Origin of the sequence: Pseudarthrobacter siccitolerans (genome assembly GCF_001046895.1) — a bacterium.
Classification (GTDB): Bacteria; Actinomycetota; Actinomycetes; order Actinomycetales; family Micrococcaceae; genus Arthrobacter; species Arthrobacter siccitolerans.
Genome location: NZ_CAQI01000044.1, coordinates 86,122 through 102,952 on the forward strand (window position 1 = coordinate 86,122; position 16,831 = coordinate 102,952).

Below are 16,831 nucleotides of genomic sequence, written 5' to 3' on the forward strand. Positions count from 1 at the left end.
CTTCGAAACCGTGCCGGTCAGGCGAGCTGGGTGATCTCCACGCTGACGCTCAACGCCGATCCGCCGCCGCCGGACAGGATGCCCTTCAACGGGGGCACGTCACGGTAGTCCCTGCCCCGGGCCACGGTGACATGGAAATCCCCGGCAGGCTTGTGGTTGGTGGGGTCCCAGCTCCGCCAGTCCCCGTCCCACCACTCCAGCCAGGCGTGCGACTGCCCGGCCACCGTTTCACCGATGCCGGCACTGGAGCGCGGGTGCAGGTACCCGGACACGTACCGGGCCGGAATGCCGCAGCTGCGCAGCGCACCGATAGCAAGGTGTGCCAGGTCCTGGCACACGCCCTTTCGCTGGCCCCAGGCTTCCTCAGCGTTGGTGGTGACAGCCGTGGAGCCGGACATGTAGGTCATCTCGCCGCGCATCCACTCAAAGACCGCCATCGCAGCCTCGTGCGGGTTCTTCCCTTCGACCACAGCGGGAATGAGGCCCAGGACTTCGTCGCCGGGCCCGCTCAGCCGGGACTGCGGAAGCCAGTCGCTGAAGGTGTTGAGCGTTTCGGGCGCGGCCAGGACGTCCCAGCCCGCGATATCGGACTCGGATGGGATTTTCTCGGCGCGGTGGACTTCCACCGTGATGTTGGAGACCACTTCAAGGTGCTCATGTGGCATCTGCATGTCGAACGCAGTGACCCTAGTCCCCCAGTAGTCCCGGTAGCTGCTGACGGCCGCCTGCGAAGGCGACACCTTGACCACCGATTCCAGCACCACCTGCTGGGAGTCGGTCAGCGGCGTCATCCGTGCCTCGTTGTAGGACAGGGTGACGCGTTTGTTGTACTTGTACGCCGTCTTGTGCACGATGCTCAGCCGGGTCATGAAACTTCTCCCACCCAGGCCAGTTCGTCCGCCTGATTGAAGTACTTACGGGAAATGGCGTCCGAGGCCTGGGACACTGCCTTCTGCACCCGCTCCATGTGTTCGGGCAGCTCGGACATGAGGTCGTCGGTGCGGTGGAACTCCAGGAAGGTGCGGGCCTGCCCCACGATGCGGCGGGCGTCGTTGATAAAGCCCACCCGCTGGGCCGAGGGATCAAGTTTGGCCAGGCACTCGTCGGCGTCGCGCAGGGCGTACACAATGGAGCGCGGGAACAGCCGGTCCAGCAGCAGGAATTCTGCCGCGTGCTGGTCACCGAAGGCGGCCCGCCGGGTACGCAGGAAGGACTCGTAGGCGCCGGCGCAGCGGAGCATGTTCACCCAGGACATACCAGCGGACAGGACGTCGCGGGTGGAAAGCATGCGTGCGGTCATGTCGGCCCGCTCCAGGGAGCGTCCCAGAACAAGGAACAGCCAGCTCTCATCATGGCTCACCGTGGTGTCGGCGAGGCCGCTGACCATGGCGGTGCGTTCCAGGGTCCAGTTGCAGAACCGGTAGGTGCCCACCACGTCCTTGCGGTGCTGGCTCAGCCCGTAATAGGTGGTGTTCAGGCTCTCCCACAGGCCGGACGAAACAGTTTCCCTGGCGCGGCGGGCGTTCTCGCGGGCAGCGCCGAGAGACCCGGCAATGGAGGTGGCACTGGTCTTGTCGTAGGCCAAGGCGTGCAGCAGCTCCGGCAGGCCGAAGTCCTCGCTTTGCGGGCGCGCGCCCATCACCGCCAGGAGCTCCTGTGCCACGCTCTTGCGTTCCTCCATGGGGAGGTGGTTCAGGCGTTCCAGGTGGACGTCGAGGATACGGGCGGTGCCGTCGGCCCGTTCCACGTACCGGCCGATCCAGAAAAGGGACTCGGCAATTCGGCTAAGCATTCGCGGTTACCTCCTGCGGGCCCGAAACGGTCAAAACGATTGGCCCGACGTCGGACGGGCTCACTGCTGCTGCTCCGACTGGCGGTCGCGCCAGTTGCTTTCCACTGGCCACACGGACACGCGTTCGCGGACGGAGATGGAGGGCCGCGGCACGGTCTCCACCGGTACCTGCGGCGAATCCGCCAGGACCCAGGTGTCCTTGGAACCGCCGCCCTGGCTGGAGTTGACGATCAGCGAACCTTCCTTCAGCGCCACACGGGTCAGGCCGCCGGGCAGCACCCAGACGTTCTCGCCGTCGTTCACTGCGAAGGGACGCAGGTCCACGTGGCGCGGCCCGAACTTGTCCCCGCTCAGTGTTGGCACCGTGGAGAGCTGCAGCACCGGCTGTGCGATCCAGCCGCGGGGGTCGGCGATAACCCGCTGGCGGAGGGCGTCAAGTTCGTCCTTGGAGGCGTCCGGCCCGATCACCAGGCCCTTGCCCCCTGACCCGTCCACCGGCTTGACCACCAGTTCGGAGAGGTTGTCCAGAGTGTATTCCCGCGCTTCCTTTTCCTCGAGGCGGTAGGTGTCCACGTTGGCGATAATGGGCTCCTCGCTGAGGTAGTAGCGGATCAGGTCAGGGACGTAACTGTAGACGAGTTTGTCGTCGGCGACGCCATTGCCCACGGCGTTGGCGATGGTCACCCCGCCGGCCCTGGCCGCGTTGACCAGGCCGGGGCAGCCCAGCATGGAATCGGCCCGGAACTGCAGCGGATCCAGGAAATCATCGTCGATCCGCTTGTAAATCACGTCCACACGCTGCTCGCCGGCGGTGGTGCGCATGTAGACGCGGTTGCCGCGGCAGATCAGGTCGCGGCCTTCCACCAGTTCCACACCCATCAGGCCGGCCAGCAGGGTGTGCTCGAAGTAGGCGCTGTTGAACACGCCGGGAGTGAGGACGACGACGGTGGGATCGTCCACGCCCGCGGGTGCAGTTTTGCGCAGGGCCGAGAGGAGCCGGCGGGGGTACTCCTCCACCGGCCGGATGAGCTGCTGGCCGAAGGCTTCGGGCAGGCCCTTGGCCATGGCCCGCCGGTTCTCCAGGACGTAGCTCACGCCCGAAGGCACGCGCACGTTGTCCTCCAGCACCCGGAACGTTCCGGCGGCATCGCGGACCACATCGATGCCCGAGATGTGCACCCGGACGCCGCCGGCCGGCTCAAAACCGTGCACCTGGCGGTGGAAGTGCGCACTGGTGGTCACCAGCTGCCGCGGGATCACGCCGTCGGACACCACGGTCATTTTGTCGTACACGTCGTTGAGGAAGGCTTCGAGCGCGCGCACGCGCTGCGCAACACCGCGCTCCATCACGTCCCATTCGGCTGCGGGGATGACCCGGGGGACGATATCCAGCGGGAACGGGCGCTCCTCGCCGGCGAAATCGAAGGTGACACCACGGTCCAGGAAGGTGCGGGCCATCGAGTCGGCGCGTGCGCTGACATCGGCGAGGGAGAGCTTGCGAAGGGCGTCCGCCACTTGCTCATAGGAGCCCCGGGCCTGCTGCCCGGGGGCGAACATCTCGTCGTAGGCTCCGGTCCGGCCGGCGGCCACGGAGTAATCCTGGAATAGGTCTGACATGTCCACAAGCCAACCATCTTTTTGTTTCGAATTCATTACTGCCATCCATTCTGGCGTGTTGGCGCAGGCCGCCTGGTTCGTGGATTCCTGAACTTTTCCGGCACAGTAGGTGAGTGCCAGTCAGCAGAAGCCTCCCAGCCCCGGGTTCCGGCCTGCCCGAACGTGCTGACCGGCTCATCCCCGGCCTGGCTACGGCGGCGGTTGCACTGGCTGTTGCCTTCCTGGTCCACCGGCTGGTTCCCGTCCTTCCGGCGATGACCCTGGCAGTCGTTTTGGGCGTCCTGGCCGCCAACCTGCCCGCGGCAGGGGTCTGGACCGCGGGAAGGGCCCGGCCCGGGCTGGACTTCGCCGGAAAACACCTGATGCGCGGCGGGATCATCCTGCTGGGGCTGAAAGTGAGCATCATGGACGTGCTGGGACTGGGCTGGCTTGCCCTGGTCCTGATCGCCGGGGTGGTTGCGGCCAGCTTCGGCGGGACCTACCTGATCTCCCGGCTGTTCCGGCTGCCGCCGGTAACCGCGCTGCTGGTGGCGACGGGCTTTTCGATCTGCGGCGCGTCAGCGATCGGTGCCATGGCCGCTGTCCGGCGGATCCGCCACGTGGACACTGTCCTGCCGGTGGCGCTGGTGACCCTGTGCGGAACGCTCGCCATCGGCGTCCTGCCCTTGTTCGTCCATCCCCTGCAGCTCTCCGCTCCCGCATTCGGCGCCTGGACAGGCGCCTCCGTGCACGACGTGGGGCAGGTGGTGGCCACGGCGCAGACTGCGGGAACCGCGGCGCTGGGCATCGCCGTCGTGGTTAAACTCACCCGGGTGCTGCTGCTGGCGCCCGTCGCCGCAATAGCGGGCGCCCAGATGCGGCTGGCCGCCCGAAACGGCGCGGGCGGCGGCGACGGCACCGGCGGTTCCGGCGGGGCAGGTGATACCCGCGCCAAGCTTCCGCCGGTGGTGCCCTTGTTCGTGCTGGGTTTCATGGCCATGGTGGGCCTGCGGTCCACAGACTGGCTTGGCGCCGGATGGCTGGAGGCAGGGGCGGCGCTGCAGGACATCCTGCTCGGCGCGGCACTGTTCGGTTTGGGGTCGGCGGTACGCATCCGCACCCTGCTGCTTACAGGTGGGCAGGCGCTCCTGGCAGCACTCGCATCCTGGCTCCTGATCGCCCTCCTGGGGCTGGCCGCCGCCCTGCTGATCACCGCGTGATTTTGGACACCAGCCCCGTGATTAGATAGCTGGGTGTCACATGAGAATCTGCAGCGTGATGAAGCTGCCGCCCGGTCAGCCCTGATCAGCACCACCAGCTATGACGTTTCGCTGGACGTGCGGCAGGCGCCGGACCCGGACATTGCCGGCTACCCCACCCGCAGCGTGATCAACTTCACCGCCCGGCCGGGCGCCTCAACCTTCCTGGACTTCATCGGCAGCGCGGTGCACAGCGTGCTCCTGAACGGCCACCGGCTTCGCGTGGAGGACGTGGTGGACGGTGCCAGGATCAGGCTGGACAACCTCGAGGCGGAGAACCAGGTGACCGTCACCGGAACGGCCCGCTACAGCCGCTCCGGTGAGGGAATGCACCGGTTCGTGGACCCTGCGGACGGGCGCTGCTACCTCTACACCCAATATGAGCCGGCAGACGCCCGCCGGGTCTTCGCCAATTTTGAGCAGCCGGACCTGAAGGCCACCTACACCTTCCACATCATTGCTGCCGCAGACTGGCACGTCGCTTCCAACGGGGCGGAGGTCAACCGCACCCTCCTGACGGACGATCCCGCCGCGGCCCGCTGGGACTTCGCCACCACTGAGCCCATGTCCACGTACATCACCACCGTCCTTGCCGGGCCCTACTTCAAGGCGGAAGACCGCTGGCAGGCAACGCTCGACGACGGGACCTCCCTGGACGTCCCCCTCGCGCTGTACTGCCGCGCTTCCATGGCTGACTCCTTCGACGCGGACGAATTGTTCCGGCTCACTAAAAAAGGCCTGGACTTTTTCAACCGGCTCTTCGACTACCCCTACCCGTGGGGCAAATACGACCAGGCCTTTGTGCCCGAATACAACCTCGGCGCCATGGAGAACCCCGGCCTGGTGACGTTCACCGAAAGCTACGTCTTCACCTCCCGCGCCACGGACGCCCAGTACCAGGCACGGGCCAACACCCTGATGCACGAGATGGCACACATGTGGTTCGGCGACCTGGTGACCATGCAATGGTGGGACGACCTGTGGCTCAAGGAATCCTTCGCCGACTACATGGGCACCCTGGGCGTGGACCGCGCCACGGACTGGGACACCGCCTGGGTCAACTTCGCCAACAAACGCAAGGCCTGGGCCTACGTCCAGGACCAACTGCCCACCACCCATCCCATCGTGGCTGACATCCCGGACCTGGAGGCCGCCAAGCAGAACTTCGACGGCATCACCTACGCCAAGGGCGCCTCTGTGCTGAAGCAGCTGGTGGCCTACGTGGGGTTCGAGGCCTTCATCGCCGGCTCCCGCGCATACTTCCGCAAGCACGCGTACGGGAACACGTCCCTGACGGACCTGCTGGCAGCCCTCAGCACCGCGTCCGGACGGGACCTGGCCGGCTGGGCGCAGCAGTGGCTGCAGACCTCCGGCATCTCCACGCTGTCTCTGGATTTCGAGTCGATGGACGACCAGGGCGCCCCGGACCGGGTGGTCATCGTCCAGGAGGCCACGGATCCGGTGACGGGACGGGAAGAACTGCGGCCGCACCGGCTTCGTGTGGGCTCCTACACTTTCGACGGCGGCGGCGCGCTCGTGCGTACCGGGAGCTTCGAAACGGACGTGTCCGGTGCACGGACGGAACTCCCCCAGCTCGCCGGCAGGCCGCGGCCCGCGCTCCTGCTCGTCAATGACGACGACCTCACCTACGCCAAGGTCCGGCTGGATCCGGCATCTGAGGCAACAGTGCGTGCATCGCTGGACCGGATCTCCGATCCCATGGCCCGCGCCCTCTGCTGGACCGCGCTATGGAACTCCGCCCGGGACGGAGAGAGCCCGGCTTCCCGGTACGTGGACGCTGTTGCCGCGTTCGGCCCGGCTGAAACCGGGATTGGCGTGCTGCTGAACATCCTCGAAAACGCAGGCACCGCCGTCGACCGCTACACTCCGGCCCCGGAACGTGATGCGGTGCGGGCCGCCTTCCTGGCCACGGCCGCCGCTGAACTGGACCGCGCAAAGCCGGGCTCGGACCAGCAGCTGGCCTGGGCGCGGACCCTTGCCACCCTCAGCAGGCATAACCGCTCCATGCTCCCCAGGCTCAAGGGCCTGCTGGACGGGACCGGGCCGGTGGAAGGCCTCGCAGTGGACGCGGAGCTGCGCTGGCACCTCTGGCATGCCCTCGCGGCGAACGGCGAGGCAACGGTTGCCGAGCTGGACGCCGAGCTGGCACGCGACACTACGGCCTCAGGACGTGCCGGCCACGCCACAGCCGTGGCCGCCCGGCCGGTTCCGGACGTCAAAGCCGCGGCCTGGAACGCGGCCGTGCACGGAAACGAACTCTCCAACCAGCTGCTGACCGCCACCATCAGCGGGTTTATGACAGCCCCTGCCGACCTGCTGGAACCGTACGTGGAGCCGTACTTTGAGTGCCTGCGCAGCGCCTGGGACTCGCGGAGCATCGAGATCGCGAGCCGGATAGTCCGGGGCCTCTACCCTTTGGCACAGGACCTCGCGGAAGGCGCGGAGCCGGCTGCGCATCCGGTGATGCGCCGGACGGACCAGTGGCTGGAATCCCATGCCGACGCTCCCCGTGCTCTGCGCAGGATCATCATCGAGCAGCGCAGCCATTTGCTGCGGGCACTCAGGGCGCAGGCCGCGCGGTAACGGTCCCTTATACGGCGCTGCGCAGTGAAGTCCGGGCTCAGCGCGCAGGGGCGGTCCGTGCGCAACAAATTGGGGCGTCAGTGCGCACGTACGTACAGCGTGGGACTCACGGCACCCGGTGGAGCCATTCGTCGGTGCCGAACTTGGTGGCAACACGCTCGCGGGCCGTGGCCAGCTCAGCTTCGGTCAGCTCCGAGGGCGTGGCGCCGTACCGCTCGGCGAAGACTTCCATCATGGCCGCGATGATGTCCGCGCGGGCCAGGCCGGTCTGGCGGCGGAGCGGGTCCACCCGTTTCTTGGCACTCCGGGTGCCCTTGTCCGAGAGCTTTTCCTTGCCGATGCGGAGCACTTCCACCATCTTGTCGGCGTCGATGTCGTAGCTCATGGTGACGTGGTGCAGCATGCCGCCGTTGGCCAGGCGCTTCTGCGCCGCCCCGCCGATCTTGCCCTGGTCCGTGGCGATGTCATTCAGCGGCACGTAGAACGCGGTGATGCCCAGTTTCTCCAGCGCGGCCATCACCCACGCGTCCAGGAAGGGGTAGGAGTCGGCGAAGCTCAGGCCGTCCACCAGGGTCTGCGGCAGGTACAGCGAGTACGTGATGCAGTTGCCCGCCTCCATAAACATCGCTCCCCCGCCGCTGATCCGGCGGACCACTTTGATGCCGTGCCTGGCCACTCCGTCCGGGTCCACCTCATTGCGGTAGGACTGGAAGCTGCCGATCACCGTGGACGGCTCCTGCCAGTCCCAGAACCGGAGGGTGGGATTGCGGCGGCCGGCCCCTACTTCCTCGGTGAGCACCTCGTCCAGGGCGACATTGATTTCCGTGGGCAGGACCGTGGGGGCGATGAGGTTCCAGCGATGGTCGGCCCAGGACGTGGCTTTGGCCAGGGCGCGGCGGACCGCGATGGCGACGGCGTCGGCAGAGAAGCCGAACAGGGCGGCGTCGGGAGGCAGCGAAGCGGTGACGACGGCGGCAAGCTCGGACGCCGTCGTACCTTCCGGCAGTCCCGTGAGCCCGCGGTTGATGTCCAGGAGTGCCTCGTCCGGCTCCAGGAAAAAATCACCGCTGACGGAGACATTGGCGAGCAGGTTGTCCGTGACGTCCAGGTCCACCACCACCAGCTTGCCGCCGGGGACTTTGTACTCGCCGTGCCGGCGGGAAGCAGAATCAGCTGCTGGGAATGGCGTAACGGTCATGGCTTCCATCCTGCCCCACCAGTGCGCCCCGGCGCCAAGCCGCCCCGACCCTGCGTTGGGGTCTATAACGCGAAAAGCCCGCACCGTTGCCGGTGCGGGCTTCCCTGGAAAGCTTGGGCGAAGTGAATTACTTCTTGCCGCCGAAGCCCTTGAAGCGAGCGTTGAAGCGCTCGACGCGGCCTGCGGAGTCCATGATGCGCTGCTTGCCCGTGTAGAACGGGTGGGACTCGGAGGAGATTTCGACGTCGATGACCGGGTAGGTGTTGCCGTCCTCCCACTCGATGGTCTTCGAGGAAGACACGGTGGACTTGGTCAGGAACTTGACGCCGGAAGCCAGGTCGTTGAAAACAACAGCTTCGTACTTCGGGTGGATATCAGACTTCATAATGGGACCTTTGTTCGCACAACTGGATTTTGCCAGTTGTCAGGTATGAATGGGATGGCCGCGTCCGCGCCGAAAGACTCAGGACGGCCAGCTATCAATAATAGCGGATAAGGACGGTGCCAGCGAACCGCGCCGCTGCTTCGTTCCGGAGCCCGTCGCGGGGGCGCAGCTCCCAGAACGCCACGGCCGAGGCGGCAGCCACATTGAGCGAATCCACACCGTTGCGCATGGGGATTTTGACGGCGAGGTCGACGGCGGCAAGTGTCTCTGCGCTCATGCCTGCGCCTTCGGCGCCGAGCACCAGGGCCAGTTTCTCCGGGTTCTGCGCGGCGACTTCGTCCACGTCCTGCGCATCATCGGTCAGCTCCAGGGCCGCGACGGTGAAGCCGTGGTCCTTGAGCAGGTGCAGGTCCTGCGGCCAGCTGGTGAGCCGTGCCCACGGCACCTGGAAGACGGTGCCCATGCTTACGCGGACGCTTCTGCGGTAGAGCGGGTCTCCGCAGCGGGGCGAAACCAGGACCGCGTCGATGTCCAGGGCGGCGGCTGACCGGAAGATGGCACCCACGTTGGTGGTGGTTGCAATGTGTTGGGAATTGATGGGCCACGCGACACCTGGGATTGCACGGTCACGAATTCATGACCGTTACACGTAGCCGAGGCGGCACCCGACCGGAGGTGGCATTCGGATATGACAAGCCGCTTGGACGCATTCGAGCGCTAGGCGACAACTCGTGAGTAACTCAGATGTGAGCGTTTGAGGGTGGGCTGATCTGAACGCTCACCTGTTCAACAGAGACTTCTTCGACGTGTGTTGCCGTTGCCAGCCTTGGGTCAAAGAGTGCGATATTGACACCTTCGTCACTACTAACGGAGCTGCGGTACATGACGCCGTGAAAGCCACACGTCTTCACAAACTCGCATAGGTACTGTGTAGGAATGTATTCATAAGGTGCCCCACGAGGGTGAACCGGGCGGGTGAGTTCGTCACCGAGCCTTTCCAGGAGTGGCAGGTCCGCGCGAAGTTTGATCATCTGACTTTCATCGCCGAACAACGGCGAAATCAGACTTCGCGGATCCCTTAGATCCGCAAGTTTCAGATCGGGCTTCGCTAACTGGAACTCAGCTACACATGCTCGCTCTCCAGTGTGCGGCCTTAGCTCGGCTACCGAAGTCGCTCGAGTCGAACCGAGGTAGAGGTATGGAATACCTGCGGGGTTCGCGCGACCATGTCCTGCTAGGCGAGGTGGTGGTGCGCCCATTTCGTGGACCTCGTAGGGCGCGTCGCTACCCAAGAGGCGAGCTCGATACCATTTCAGATCGCTAAGGGTGGATGGCGATGCAATCAGCTGGCTTAGGAGCTCCTTGATTCGATCCATGTCCATCGGTTCGGCAAGGAACCACCGGTTCACGTGCATCATCTCATCGCGCAAGTCTTCCCAGCGCTTGAGGTTCCCGCCGCCAAAGTGTTCAATGGGGACGAATAGCCTGCGAACAAGCTCGCCGTCGTCGAGCACGTCAGCGAGCAAGTCTTTGGCTTCTGCCGGACGAAGTCCTGAGTCCCGGAAGAATCCCCATTCCTCGTCCAGGAGTTGCACGATTGGTTTGCCCTCATTGACCTCCTCATATGTCGCCATGAGGGTCGAGAACCACTGGCCGAGCCGATCCGGTTCCACGCACGAGACATTCTCTGCGCCGCAATAGTCGCAGGTTTGGTCAACGGGGTCACATTGAGCGATGAGTTCTTCACGAATCAGGCGGTCACTAAAGCAGTTCGCGCAACAACGCCGGCTAGCCATTTGCGTGAAAGTCCGCGAGTGTCTCGAGATGATGCTTGATTGACAATTTCTTTACGAAACCGAGGCCAGGGAAGTGCCTTCGGTCGTGAAGATCGCGGAACTCTTGCACCGCCGATGTGTTAAGAACCTTCGACCCCTCGCGGTCCACCTCCCGGATCAGCTTGTCGAGCGCCTGCGCAAACTTACCCGCTGGGTCGACGGGTGTGTCGTTCGAGTCGGAAACGAAGTGGTAGACGAACATGGCGTCGTCTTGATCAGGGTCAATAAACGTCAGATGGATCGCTACAGCATAAGCTGGGCCGCCGCCTTCGGCGTAATGGTCCCCAATAGTCAGGAAGTCTCCGTAGCCGTCACCGCCCAATTCATCGAAAGTGACGTGAAGGTCCGAAAAGCGATCGATGGGTCCATAATCCGCGTTCTTCTTGCGCTCGAATCCGTCTTCCACGAGAATCCGTCTTCCGCCCTTGAACGGCCGCCTGTAAAGGGTGTTGCGAGCATCAAGGAACACGTGGGTGAAGTCCCCGGGGGGCAGGTTGGCGGCCAGACCCTTTCCATCCGTAAACCCTGCATGAACAAAGGTGAGGGACCGGTCTTCATAGGGAGCGATCTTCGCTAACGCCTCCTCCAAGCTCATCGCGCTGGTCAACAGGATGGCCGGCGTGATCGCGTCGTTGTCGCCATAATTCTCGCGAAGGTCGGCGGCGAGGTGATCACCCCCGTTCCTGTGGTCACCGTGTCGCGGATTAATTATGACCGCAGCCGTAGCCCCCTGATCAACTAGCTCCTTGAGCGCTCGTTGGAGGCCGCTGAGTGTCTGACGAACAGGTTCAATTATCGGAGTAAAGCCTGCGTCTGCGATCACCTTCGCTGACTCGCGGATCGCCAGGAGCTCAAACTGCTTGCCACGGAAGAACGGGTAATACATCGGATCCTAACTCCAAGCTAATACGGACGTGAGCGGTTGCCACGTCGCCGTGCTCAGGTTCCGAGTCGCGGCAGGGGATGGGACTGTCGACAGGACTGCTGCTGCGAGATGAACGGGAAGCAGCTTCACTGCCGGCTCGAGTCCGGCGCGTGAGCGCGTGGATTTGAGGACGCGAACCACACCCGAATGGACGCTTGCTGCTTCCAGCCCGCCGAAGATTTCACGAAGCATGCCCCACCGTAGGGTGTTGGGGACATCTGGGCACGAGATGCGAAGAAGTGAAAGTACTTGAACTGCTTCGTCGACGCGAAGAGTCTCGAGTAGTGCCACCGGTGATGTACGTTCCGGTCGGTCCACAGCTTCGCGTACGGTTTGAAGCCGATAGCGCGACGAGAGGGCGAGAACACCGACATCTTTCGGAGCTATCTGCAGGACAGTTTCCACCTGATTTGGACTCGTTACTACGTTGACCGACGCAAAAACAGAACGATAATCGGCGAGCTGTTGCGGTAATCGGCGAAAAGAGTCGCGTTCGGACTTAATCTCGTAAGCCGTGGCGGTGCCGTTGAGCACCACGACATCAGCCTTTGAGCGTCCGGCCCTAACCTCATTTAAAACCGTAGCCGTGCGCAGGCTATGCCTGCCCAAGACGACCTTCTGTGTGATCGCTGTCCGATACACGTAATCGTCACGGTTGCCCATCCTGCACAGCGTGGCGAATGCCAATTCAAAGGCGTCCGCGAGCGTCGCATCCCAGGGAAGGGCATCTGGCAGGCTTGTTTCCCGCAGCAATCGCGCGAGGAGTGGTGAGGTCCCGGACTTCCCGATCTCCCGCATCACGGCGGGCGAAAACATCCGAGATAACGCCGAAAGCTCCTGCTTAGTGGAGGTTCTCATAGTTTCCCTCCCTGCAAGTTGGTCCCCCGTCGAATCAATCATAGTCAGGAGAACCCTTGACGCGGACATCGACGGACCGCGGTTCACACAGGCAAAAAGCTTCGGTGGTTCGAATGGACTCGGCCCGCGGCTTCAGCGCTAGTAGCCACTAACGCTACCGCGTTGCGTAGAACGCCACAGCAGAGGAAGCCGCGACATTGAGCGAGTCCACGCCGTTCATCATCGGGATAGTTACGCGCGCGTCGAGGGCCTGATCGGTTTCAGGCCTCAGTCCCTCACCCTCGGTGCCGAAGACCAGCGCGAGGTTCTGGTGGTCCTGCGCTACCAGCTCATCAAGGGTGATGGCACCTTCACCGAGCGACATACCGGCCACGAAATAGCCCGCTTCCTTGAGTACCTCAAGGTCCCCAGGCCACGATTCGATCCGGGTCCACGGGACCTGAAACACCGTGCCCATCGAGACGCGGATGGAACGTCGGTAGAGCGGGTCGGCGCACTGTGGCGAGACCAGGACAGCGTCGACGCCGATGGCCGCGGCACTCCGGAAAATCGCCCCAACGTTCGTGTGATCTGTAAGGTTCTCAAGAACCGCGATCCGTGATCGTCCTCGTAGCTGAGCGGTTTCCTGCCCTTGTACTTTGGAACCGCTGACCTTGGTGAGTGTTGCAATCTGTTCGGGAGCGAGAGCCACTGTCGGCTGGCCGGCGGAGCGGTGGTGAGCCCGGACGATGGGGCTCCACCGGAGGATTCCCCTGCGCAGACGGCCGGGTTTACTGTGGGTGCGTGCGCGGGCGCATCGAAGCCGACTATCTGGTGGTCGGCGCTGGGACAGCGGGGATGGTCTTCACCGACCGGATCCTCGCGCATTCGGATGCCACGGTTGCGATAGTCGATCGTCGGCACGCACCCGGCGGACACTGGCAGGACGCATATCCGTTCGTTCGGCTGCACCAGCCCGCGAACCTCTACGGCGTCGAATCCGTGCCATTCGGAGCCGACAGGCGCGACGTCAGCGGCACGAACGCAGGCATGTACGAGCTGGCCGGCCCTAGCGAGGTCTGCGCGCATTTCGAAGAGGCGATGACGCGGGTCTTCCTGCCGACCGGTCGTGTAGTCTACCTGCCCGAATGCGAGTTCGTTGACGAGGGGCGGGTTGTCTCCCGCCTGGACGGCCGCACCGTGCCCGTCACAGTGCGCCGTCGCGTGGTGGATGCCAAGTATCTTGAGGGCCGCATCCCCGCAACCTCCGCCCCGCCGTTCGCCGTGGCTGAGGGAGTCCGCTGCATCCCCACCGGTGGGCTCGCCCGACTCGCCCACCCGGCCGGACGCTTCACCGTAATCGGAGCGGGAAAGACCGCCCTCGACACGTGTGTGTGGCTCCTCGAGCGGGGTGTGGATCCGGCCGACCTCACGTGGATCAAACCGCGCGAGGGATGGTGGCCGAATCGACGCTACCTGCAGCCGCACGACCAAGTCGTCGAGCAGTACCTCGCGAACGCTGCACAGATCGAGGCCATGGCCCAAGCGAAGACGGCTGACGATCTCTTCGCACGGCTCGACGAACAGGGAATCCTGCTGCGGGTCGATCCCTCCGTGCCACCCACGATGTTCCACGGTGCGATCGTCGGAGAAGCCGAGATCGCTCTCCTCCGGCAAATCGAGGATGTCGTCCGCCTCGGCCACGTGCGCACTGTCGAACGCGACCGCATCATCCTCGACGACGGTGTCATCCCCACGACACGCGACACGCTGCACCTCCACTGCGCGGCGTCGGGGCTCGTCCGGCCGCCACTTCGTCCGATCTTCGAACCTGGCCGCATCACGCTTCAACCGATGTTCTGGGGCACCGTCTCGTTCCAGTACGCGATGCTTGGCGTTGTCGAAGCCGAACTCCACGACGACGACCAGAAGAACAAGCTGTGCCGCCCGCTGCACCTCTGGGATCGGAATGTCGACTTCCTCATCGCTTACGCCGCGCTGATGGCGAACGCCCGGGCACGCGCCCAGCATCCGGCCGTGTCCGCCTGGTCGCGCACGAGCCGGCTGTATCCTTTCGCCGAGCTGGAGCGTTACGCCGACGACCCACGCATCCCCGAGGCTCGCGAGCGCAGCCGAGCCCATGCCGCCGGAGCGCTCTCCAACCTCCCCCGCCTCATCGCCTCGGCATGACCCGGCCATCGTCAGGACTCATGCTGCGGGCTCGAGACAAGACCGGCGGCTGCGGCTTCATCCGTGATGGGCTGCATGGTCTTCCCGGCTCCCCGGGGTCCGCGCAGCGGTGTATTGGTGCGCTCATTTTCGAGGAGAAAAGATCCCTGCTAAATCAGCACAAACAGCCCTCTCCCACTGCGATTACCACATGTTCACTAACTGTCGAGTTCCGACAGCACACGCCGGCCAAACTCGGCGTCGAGGGTGCAGGAAAGAGTTGGTGGTGCATCCGCGTAGGTTCCTGGAACTGGAGGCTCGTCTCTGGTTCGCCGCCGCTCGGATTTCAGCCGGTGGTCACAGGAGGCTCGCGGGCAGAGCGCTCCGATGCCGTTACCTGGGGTTTTCCACATAGACCAAGATCCCCTACCGGCGGCCGGCCGGTGCTGTTGGACTGAAGCCATGCTCAGCTACGAAGACATCATCCTGCTCGGAGAGCGACGGGTCCTCGTCATCCAGGAACACTAGGACGGCCGCTGCTGGTGTGGTCAGACTTGGGATTGACTAACGTTGATGGCTGCATGTTCGTGCTTCTGCGGCCGGACTACTTGCAAAAGACCGGATGAGGTAGCCCCCCGAGGCAACGTGCGACACCGCGCGAGGCTGCCGCATCAAGACTCTCCTCGACCGCCGACGACAGCGTTAGGAACCGGTTCCGGGTGCAAAGAACCATTCGCGCGCGCTCTTGGCTGTCGAGCGAAGCTGCGGGTGATCCCGTACGATCTCGCGCTGCCGCTCGGCAGGCACACCGAGCTCATGCAGCAGGTTGAGGGTCACGATGGCGGTGGTCACGTCCACGATAGCGATCAGCTCGTCGAAGGAGTGCTTGGGAGTTCGGCCTTCATGCGCCAGGTCGTTCCGGGCTTGAGTGGTCCGTTGTGCCCACCTGTCCACACTCGGCATGAGCGTAGAGATTGCCTCCTGGTCGGGGCGCGCAGCGAGGGCGTGCAGCCGGTCCCGAAGCGTTGGATCGTTGCGGATGGCTCCCTTGAATCTCTCGCGGTGTTCGTCAGGCACGTGCTCAAGCATCGCTTCTCGCATCGGTTTGAACGCGTCCGCCGGGATCGGTCGCTCATCGATTCGGAGACCACGGTGCAGCACTTCGGCCGCGCCCACTGCTGTCAGGAGATTGTTCTCGATGTAGCGGGCAGGTGCGTAGCGGAGGCCCAAGATCATGTTGGTCGCGGCCTGTAGCCGCCCGTGCGCTTCAATCCAGCGGCGAAGGACTTCCTCGAACGGGATCGATGCGCACGTGAAGAAGACTCGGTGGTGGTCAACAACCTTGACATCGTGTTTACCGAGGGCTGTTGGCGAGTAGAGCACGTCGGCGTTGCGGGGTAATGCAGGGCGGTTGCCGCGCGGTTCAGCCTCGGTTTCTGCCACGTCCAGCCGAAGCCAAATTACGCCGGCGGCGCGGTGCATCGCGAGGGCGACCAGATCCTGTATCAGGGTGGCCGCTTTCAATGCGCTGCTCAACGAAAATGCTTCTGCGGGGGCGATTCGTGCGAATACGGTGTCGCGCATGCGCCCGACGGTACCGCCCTTACGTTGATCGAAGTACGGCAGTGTGTACCGGTGCGACAGACGGTACTCGGTTCCATCGACGACGACCGACTGGTCTTTCACCCGCTTCACTGAGATACTCCCGCTTCCGTCCGGTTTGCCGCCGGGAGTGCCGAGAAGAGCCGTGAACACCGACGAGGCCGACCAGAGGCCGAGGTCTTCGACCGACACCTCGGCCGCAGCGAACGCCTCGTCATCGTTACCACTGACAAGCGCCCCGATTATCGCGATCGTTGCTGCGACGGTCTGCTTGTCGGGGCTCTTGACTCTCGCAGCAATGGTCCGCGTCCCGCCATTCGGGATGCAGTCGAGCAGGGTGATCTCGCGCTGTTCGGCCGCACCGTGGATCACCTCCCACGTCTGTTGCCCTTCGTGGACCGCGACAAGTCCTGGAGCGAGCGTTGTCATGAGGCGGTCTTCAAACGTACCGATCAGGGACAGCATTAGACCGTCCTCAGGCTCGTATCGAAGGAATCCGGGGACCCGGTAGTCCGGGTCCTCTGGCAGCCACCAGAGACCAGCCCACTCGGCAGACGCATCGAGGTTCAAAGGGTCATTGGCCATGGCGCTTCCTATCGCAGCTCGGAATAGAACAGGTGCGAAACGGC

General features: G+C 64.2%; 12 protein-coding genes and 2 pseudogenes. 3 read left to right on the forward strand and 11 right to left on the reverse strand.

The annotated features are described in order from the left end of the window. Positions 1-17: 17 nt before the first annotated feature. From ARTSIC4J27_RS11200 to ARTSIC4J27_RS11210, 3 genes are read right to left on the reverse strand one after another with little or no spacing between them, the layout of a single operon-like run. On the reverse strand, positions 18-869 hold the full coding sequence (locus ARTSIC4J27_RS11200; protein WP_050055281.1) for a transglutaminase family protein: 852 nt from the start codon (positions 867-869) through the stop codon (positions 18-20). Beyond that, complete coding sequence (locus ARTSIC4J27_RS11205) at positions 866-1,792, reverse strand: alpha-E domain-containing protein (RefSeq protein ID WP_013600945.1); 927 nt, start codon at positions 1,790-1,792, stop codon at positions 866-868. The genes ARTSIC4J27_RS11200 and ARTSIC4J27_RS11205 overlap by 4 nt, the downstream gene beginning before the upstream one ends. Before the next feature lie 60 nt (positions 1,793-1,852). Beyond that, entirely contained in the window at positions 1,853-3,409 is a 1,557-nt protein-coding gene (locus tag ARTSIC4J27_RS11210) for a circularly permuted type 2 ATP-grasp protein (protein WP_050055282.1), read from the reverse strand. Between the two features lie 113 nt (positions 3,410-3,522). On the opposite strand from ARTSIC4J27_RS11210, the gene ARTSIC4J27_RS11215 reads away from it, so the two are divergent. Then, entirely contained in the window at positions 3,523-4,608 is a 1,086-nt protein-coding gene (locus ARTSIC4J27_RS11215; protein ID WP_050055283.1) for a YeiH family protein, read from the forward strand. 33 nt (positions 4,609-4,641) lie between these two features. Further along, complete coding sequence (gene pepN, locus ARTSIC4J27_RS11220) at positions 4,642-7,251, forward strand: aminopeptidase N (RefSeq protein ID WP_050055284.1); 2,610 nt, start codon at positions 4,642-4,644, stop codon at positions 7,249-7,251. Positions 7,252-7,357: 106 nt separating this feature from the next. On the opposite strand, the gene ARTSIC4J27_RS11225 is transcribed toward pepN, so the two are convergent. The 7 genes and pseudogenes from ARTSIC4J27_RS11225 to ARTSIC4J27_RS11250 form a co-directional block, all read right to left on the reverse strand. Then, complete coding sequence (locus tag ARTSIC4J27_RS11225) at positions 7,358-8,449, reverse strand: lipoate--protein ligase family protein (protein ID WP_050055285.1); 1,092 nt, start codon at positions 8,447-8,449, stop codon at positions 7,358-7,360. Positions 8,450-8,576: 127 nt separating this feature from the next. Beyond that, positions 8,577-8,834: a type B 50S ribosomal protein L31 gene (locus ARTSIC4J27_RS11230; RefSeq protein WP_009358283.1), complete on the reverse strand. Its 258-nt coding sequence runs from the start codon at positions 8,832-8,834 to the stop codon at positions 8,577-8,579. 157 nt (positions 8,835-8,991) lie between these two features. After that, a pseudogene (locus ARTSIC4J27_RS11235) lies at positions 8,992-9,411 on the reverse strand (TrmH family RNA methyltransferase); the annotation flags it as partial. A 163-nt stretch (positions 9,412-9,574) separates the two neighbouring features. Beyond that, positions 9,575-10,630, reverse strand: a complete 1,056-nt coding sequence (locus ARTSIC4J27_RS11240; RefSeq protein WP_050055286.1) for an RES family NAD+ phosphorylase — start codon at positions 10,628-10,630, stop codon at positions 9,575-9,577. Beyond that, the gene (locus ARTSIC4J27_RS11245; RefSeq protein ID WP_050055287.1) at positions 10,623-11,555 is read right to left on the reverse strand and encodes a sce7725 family protein; all 933 of its coding nucleotides are present in this window, start codon (positions 11,553-11,555) and stop codon (positions 10,623-10,625) included. Before ARTSIC4J27_RS11245 ends, ARTSIC4J27_RS11240 begins: the two co-directional genes overlap by 8 nt. Before the next feature lie 6 nt (positions 11,556-11,561). Continuing rightward, entirely contained in the window at positions 11,562-12,452 is an 891-nt protein-coding gene (locus tag ARTSIC4J27_RS22520) for a sce7726 family protein (RefSeq protein ID WP_161799571.1), read from the reverse strand. Positions 12,453-12,606: 154 nt separating this feature from the next. Then, positions 12,607-13,059 (reverse strand): annotated as a pseudogene (locus ARTSIC4J27_RS11250) (TrmH family RNA methyltransferase); the annotation flags it as partial. Between the two features lie 176 nt (positions 13,060-13,235). Between ARTSIC4J27_RS11250 and ARTSIC4J27_RS11255 the strand changes: the two are divergent. Further along, positions 13,236-14,621: an NAD(P)-binding protein gene (locus ARTSIC4J27_RS11255; protein WP_152683857.1), complete on the forward strand. Its 1,386-nt coding sequence runs from the start codon at positions 13,236-13,238 to the stop codon at positions 14,619-14,621. 681 nt (positions 14,622-15,302) lie between these two features. On the opposite strand, the gene ARTSIC4J27_RS11260 is transcribed toward ARTSIC4J27_RS11255, so the two are convergent. After that, entirely contained in the window at positions 15,303-16,787 is a 1,485-nt protein-coding gene (locus ARTSIC4J27_RS11260; protein ID WP_050055288.1) for an ApeA N-terminal domain 1-containing protein, read from the reverse strand. Positions 16,788-16,831 lie beyond the last annotated feature (44 nt).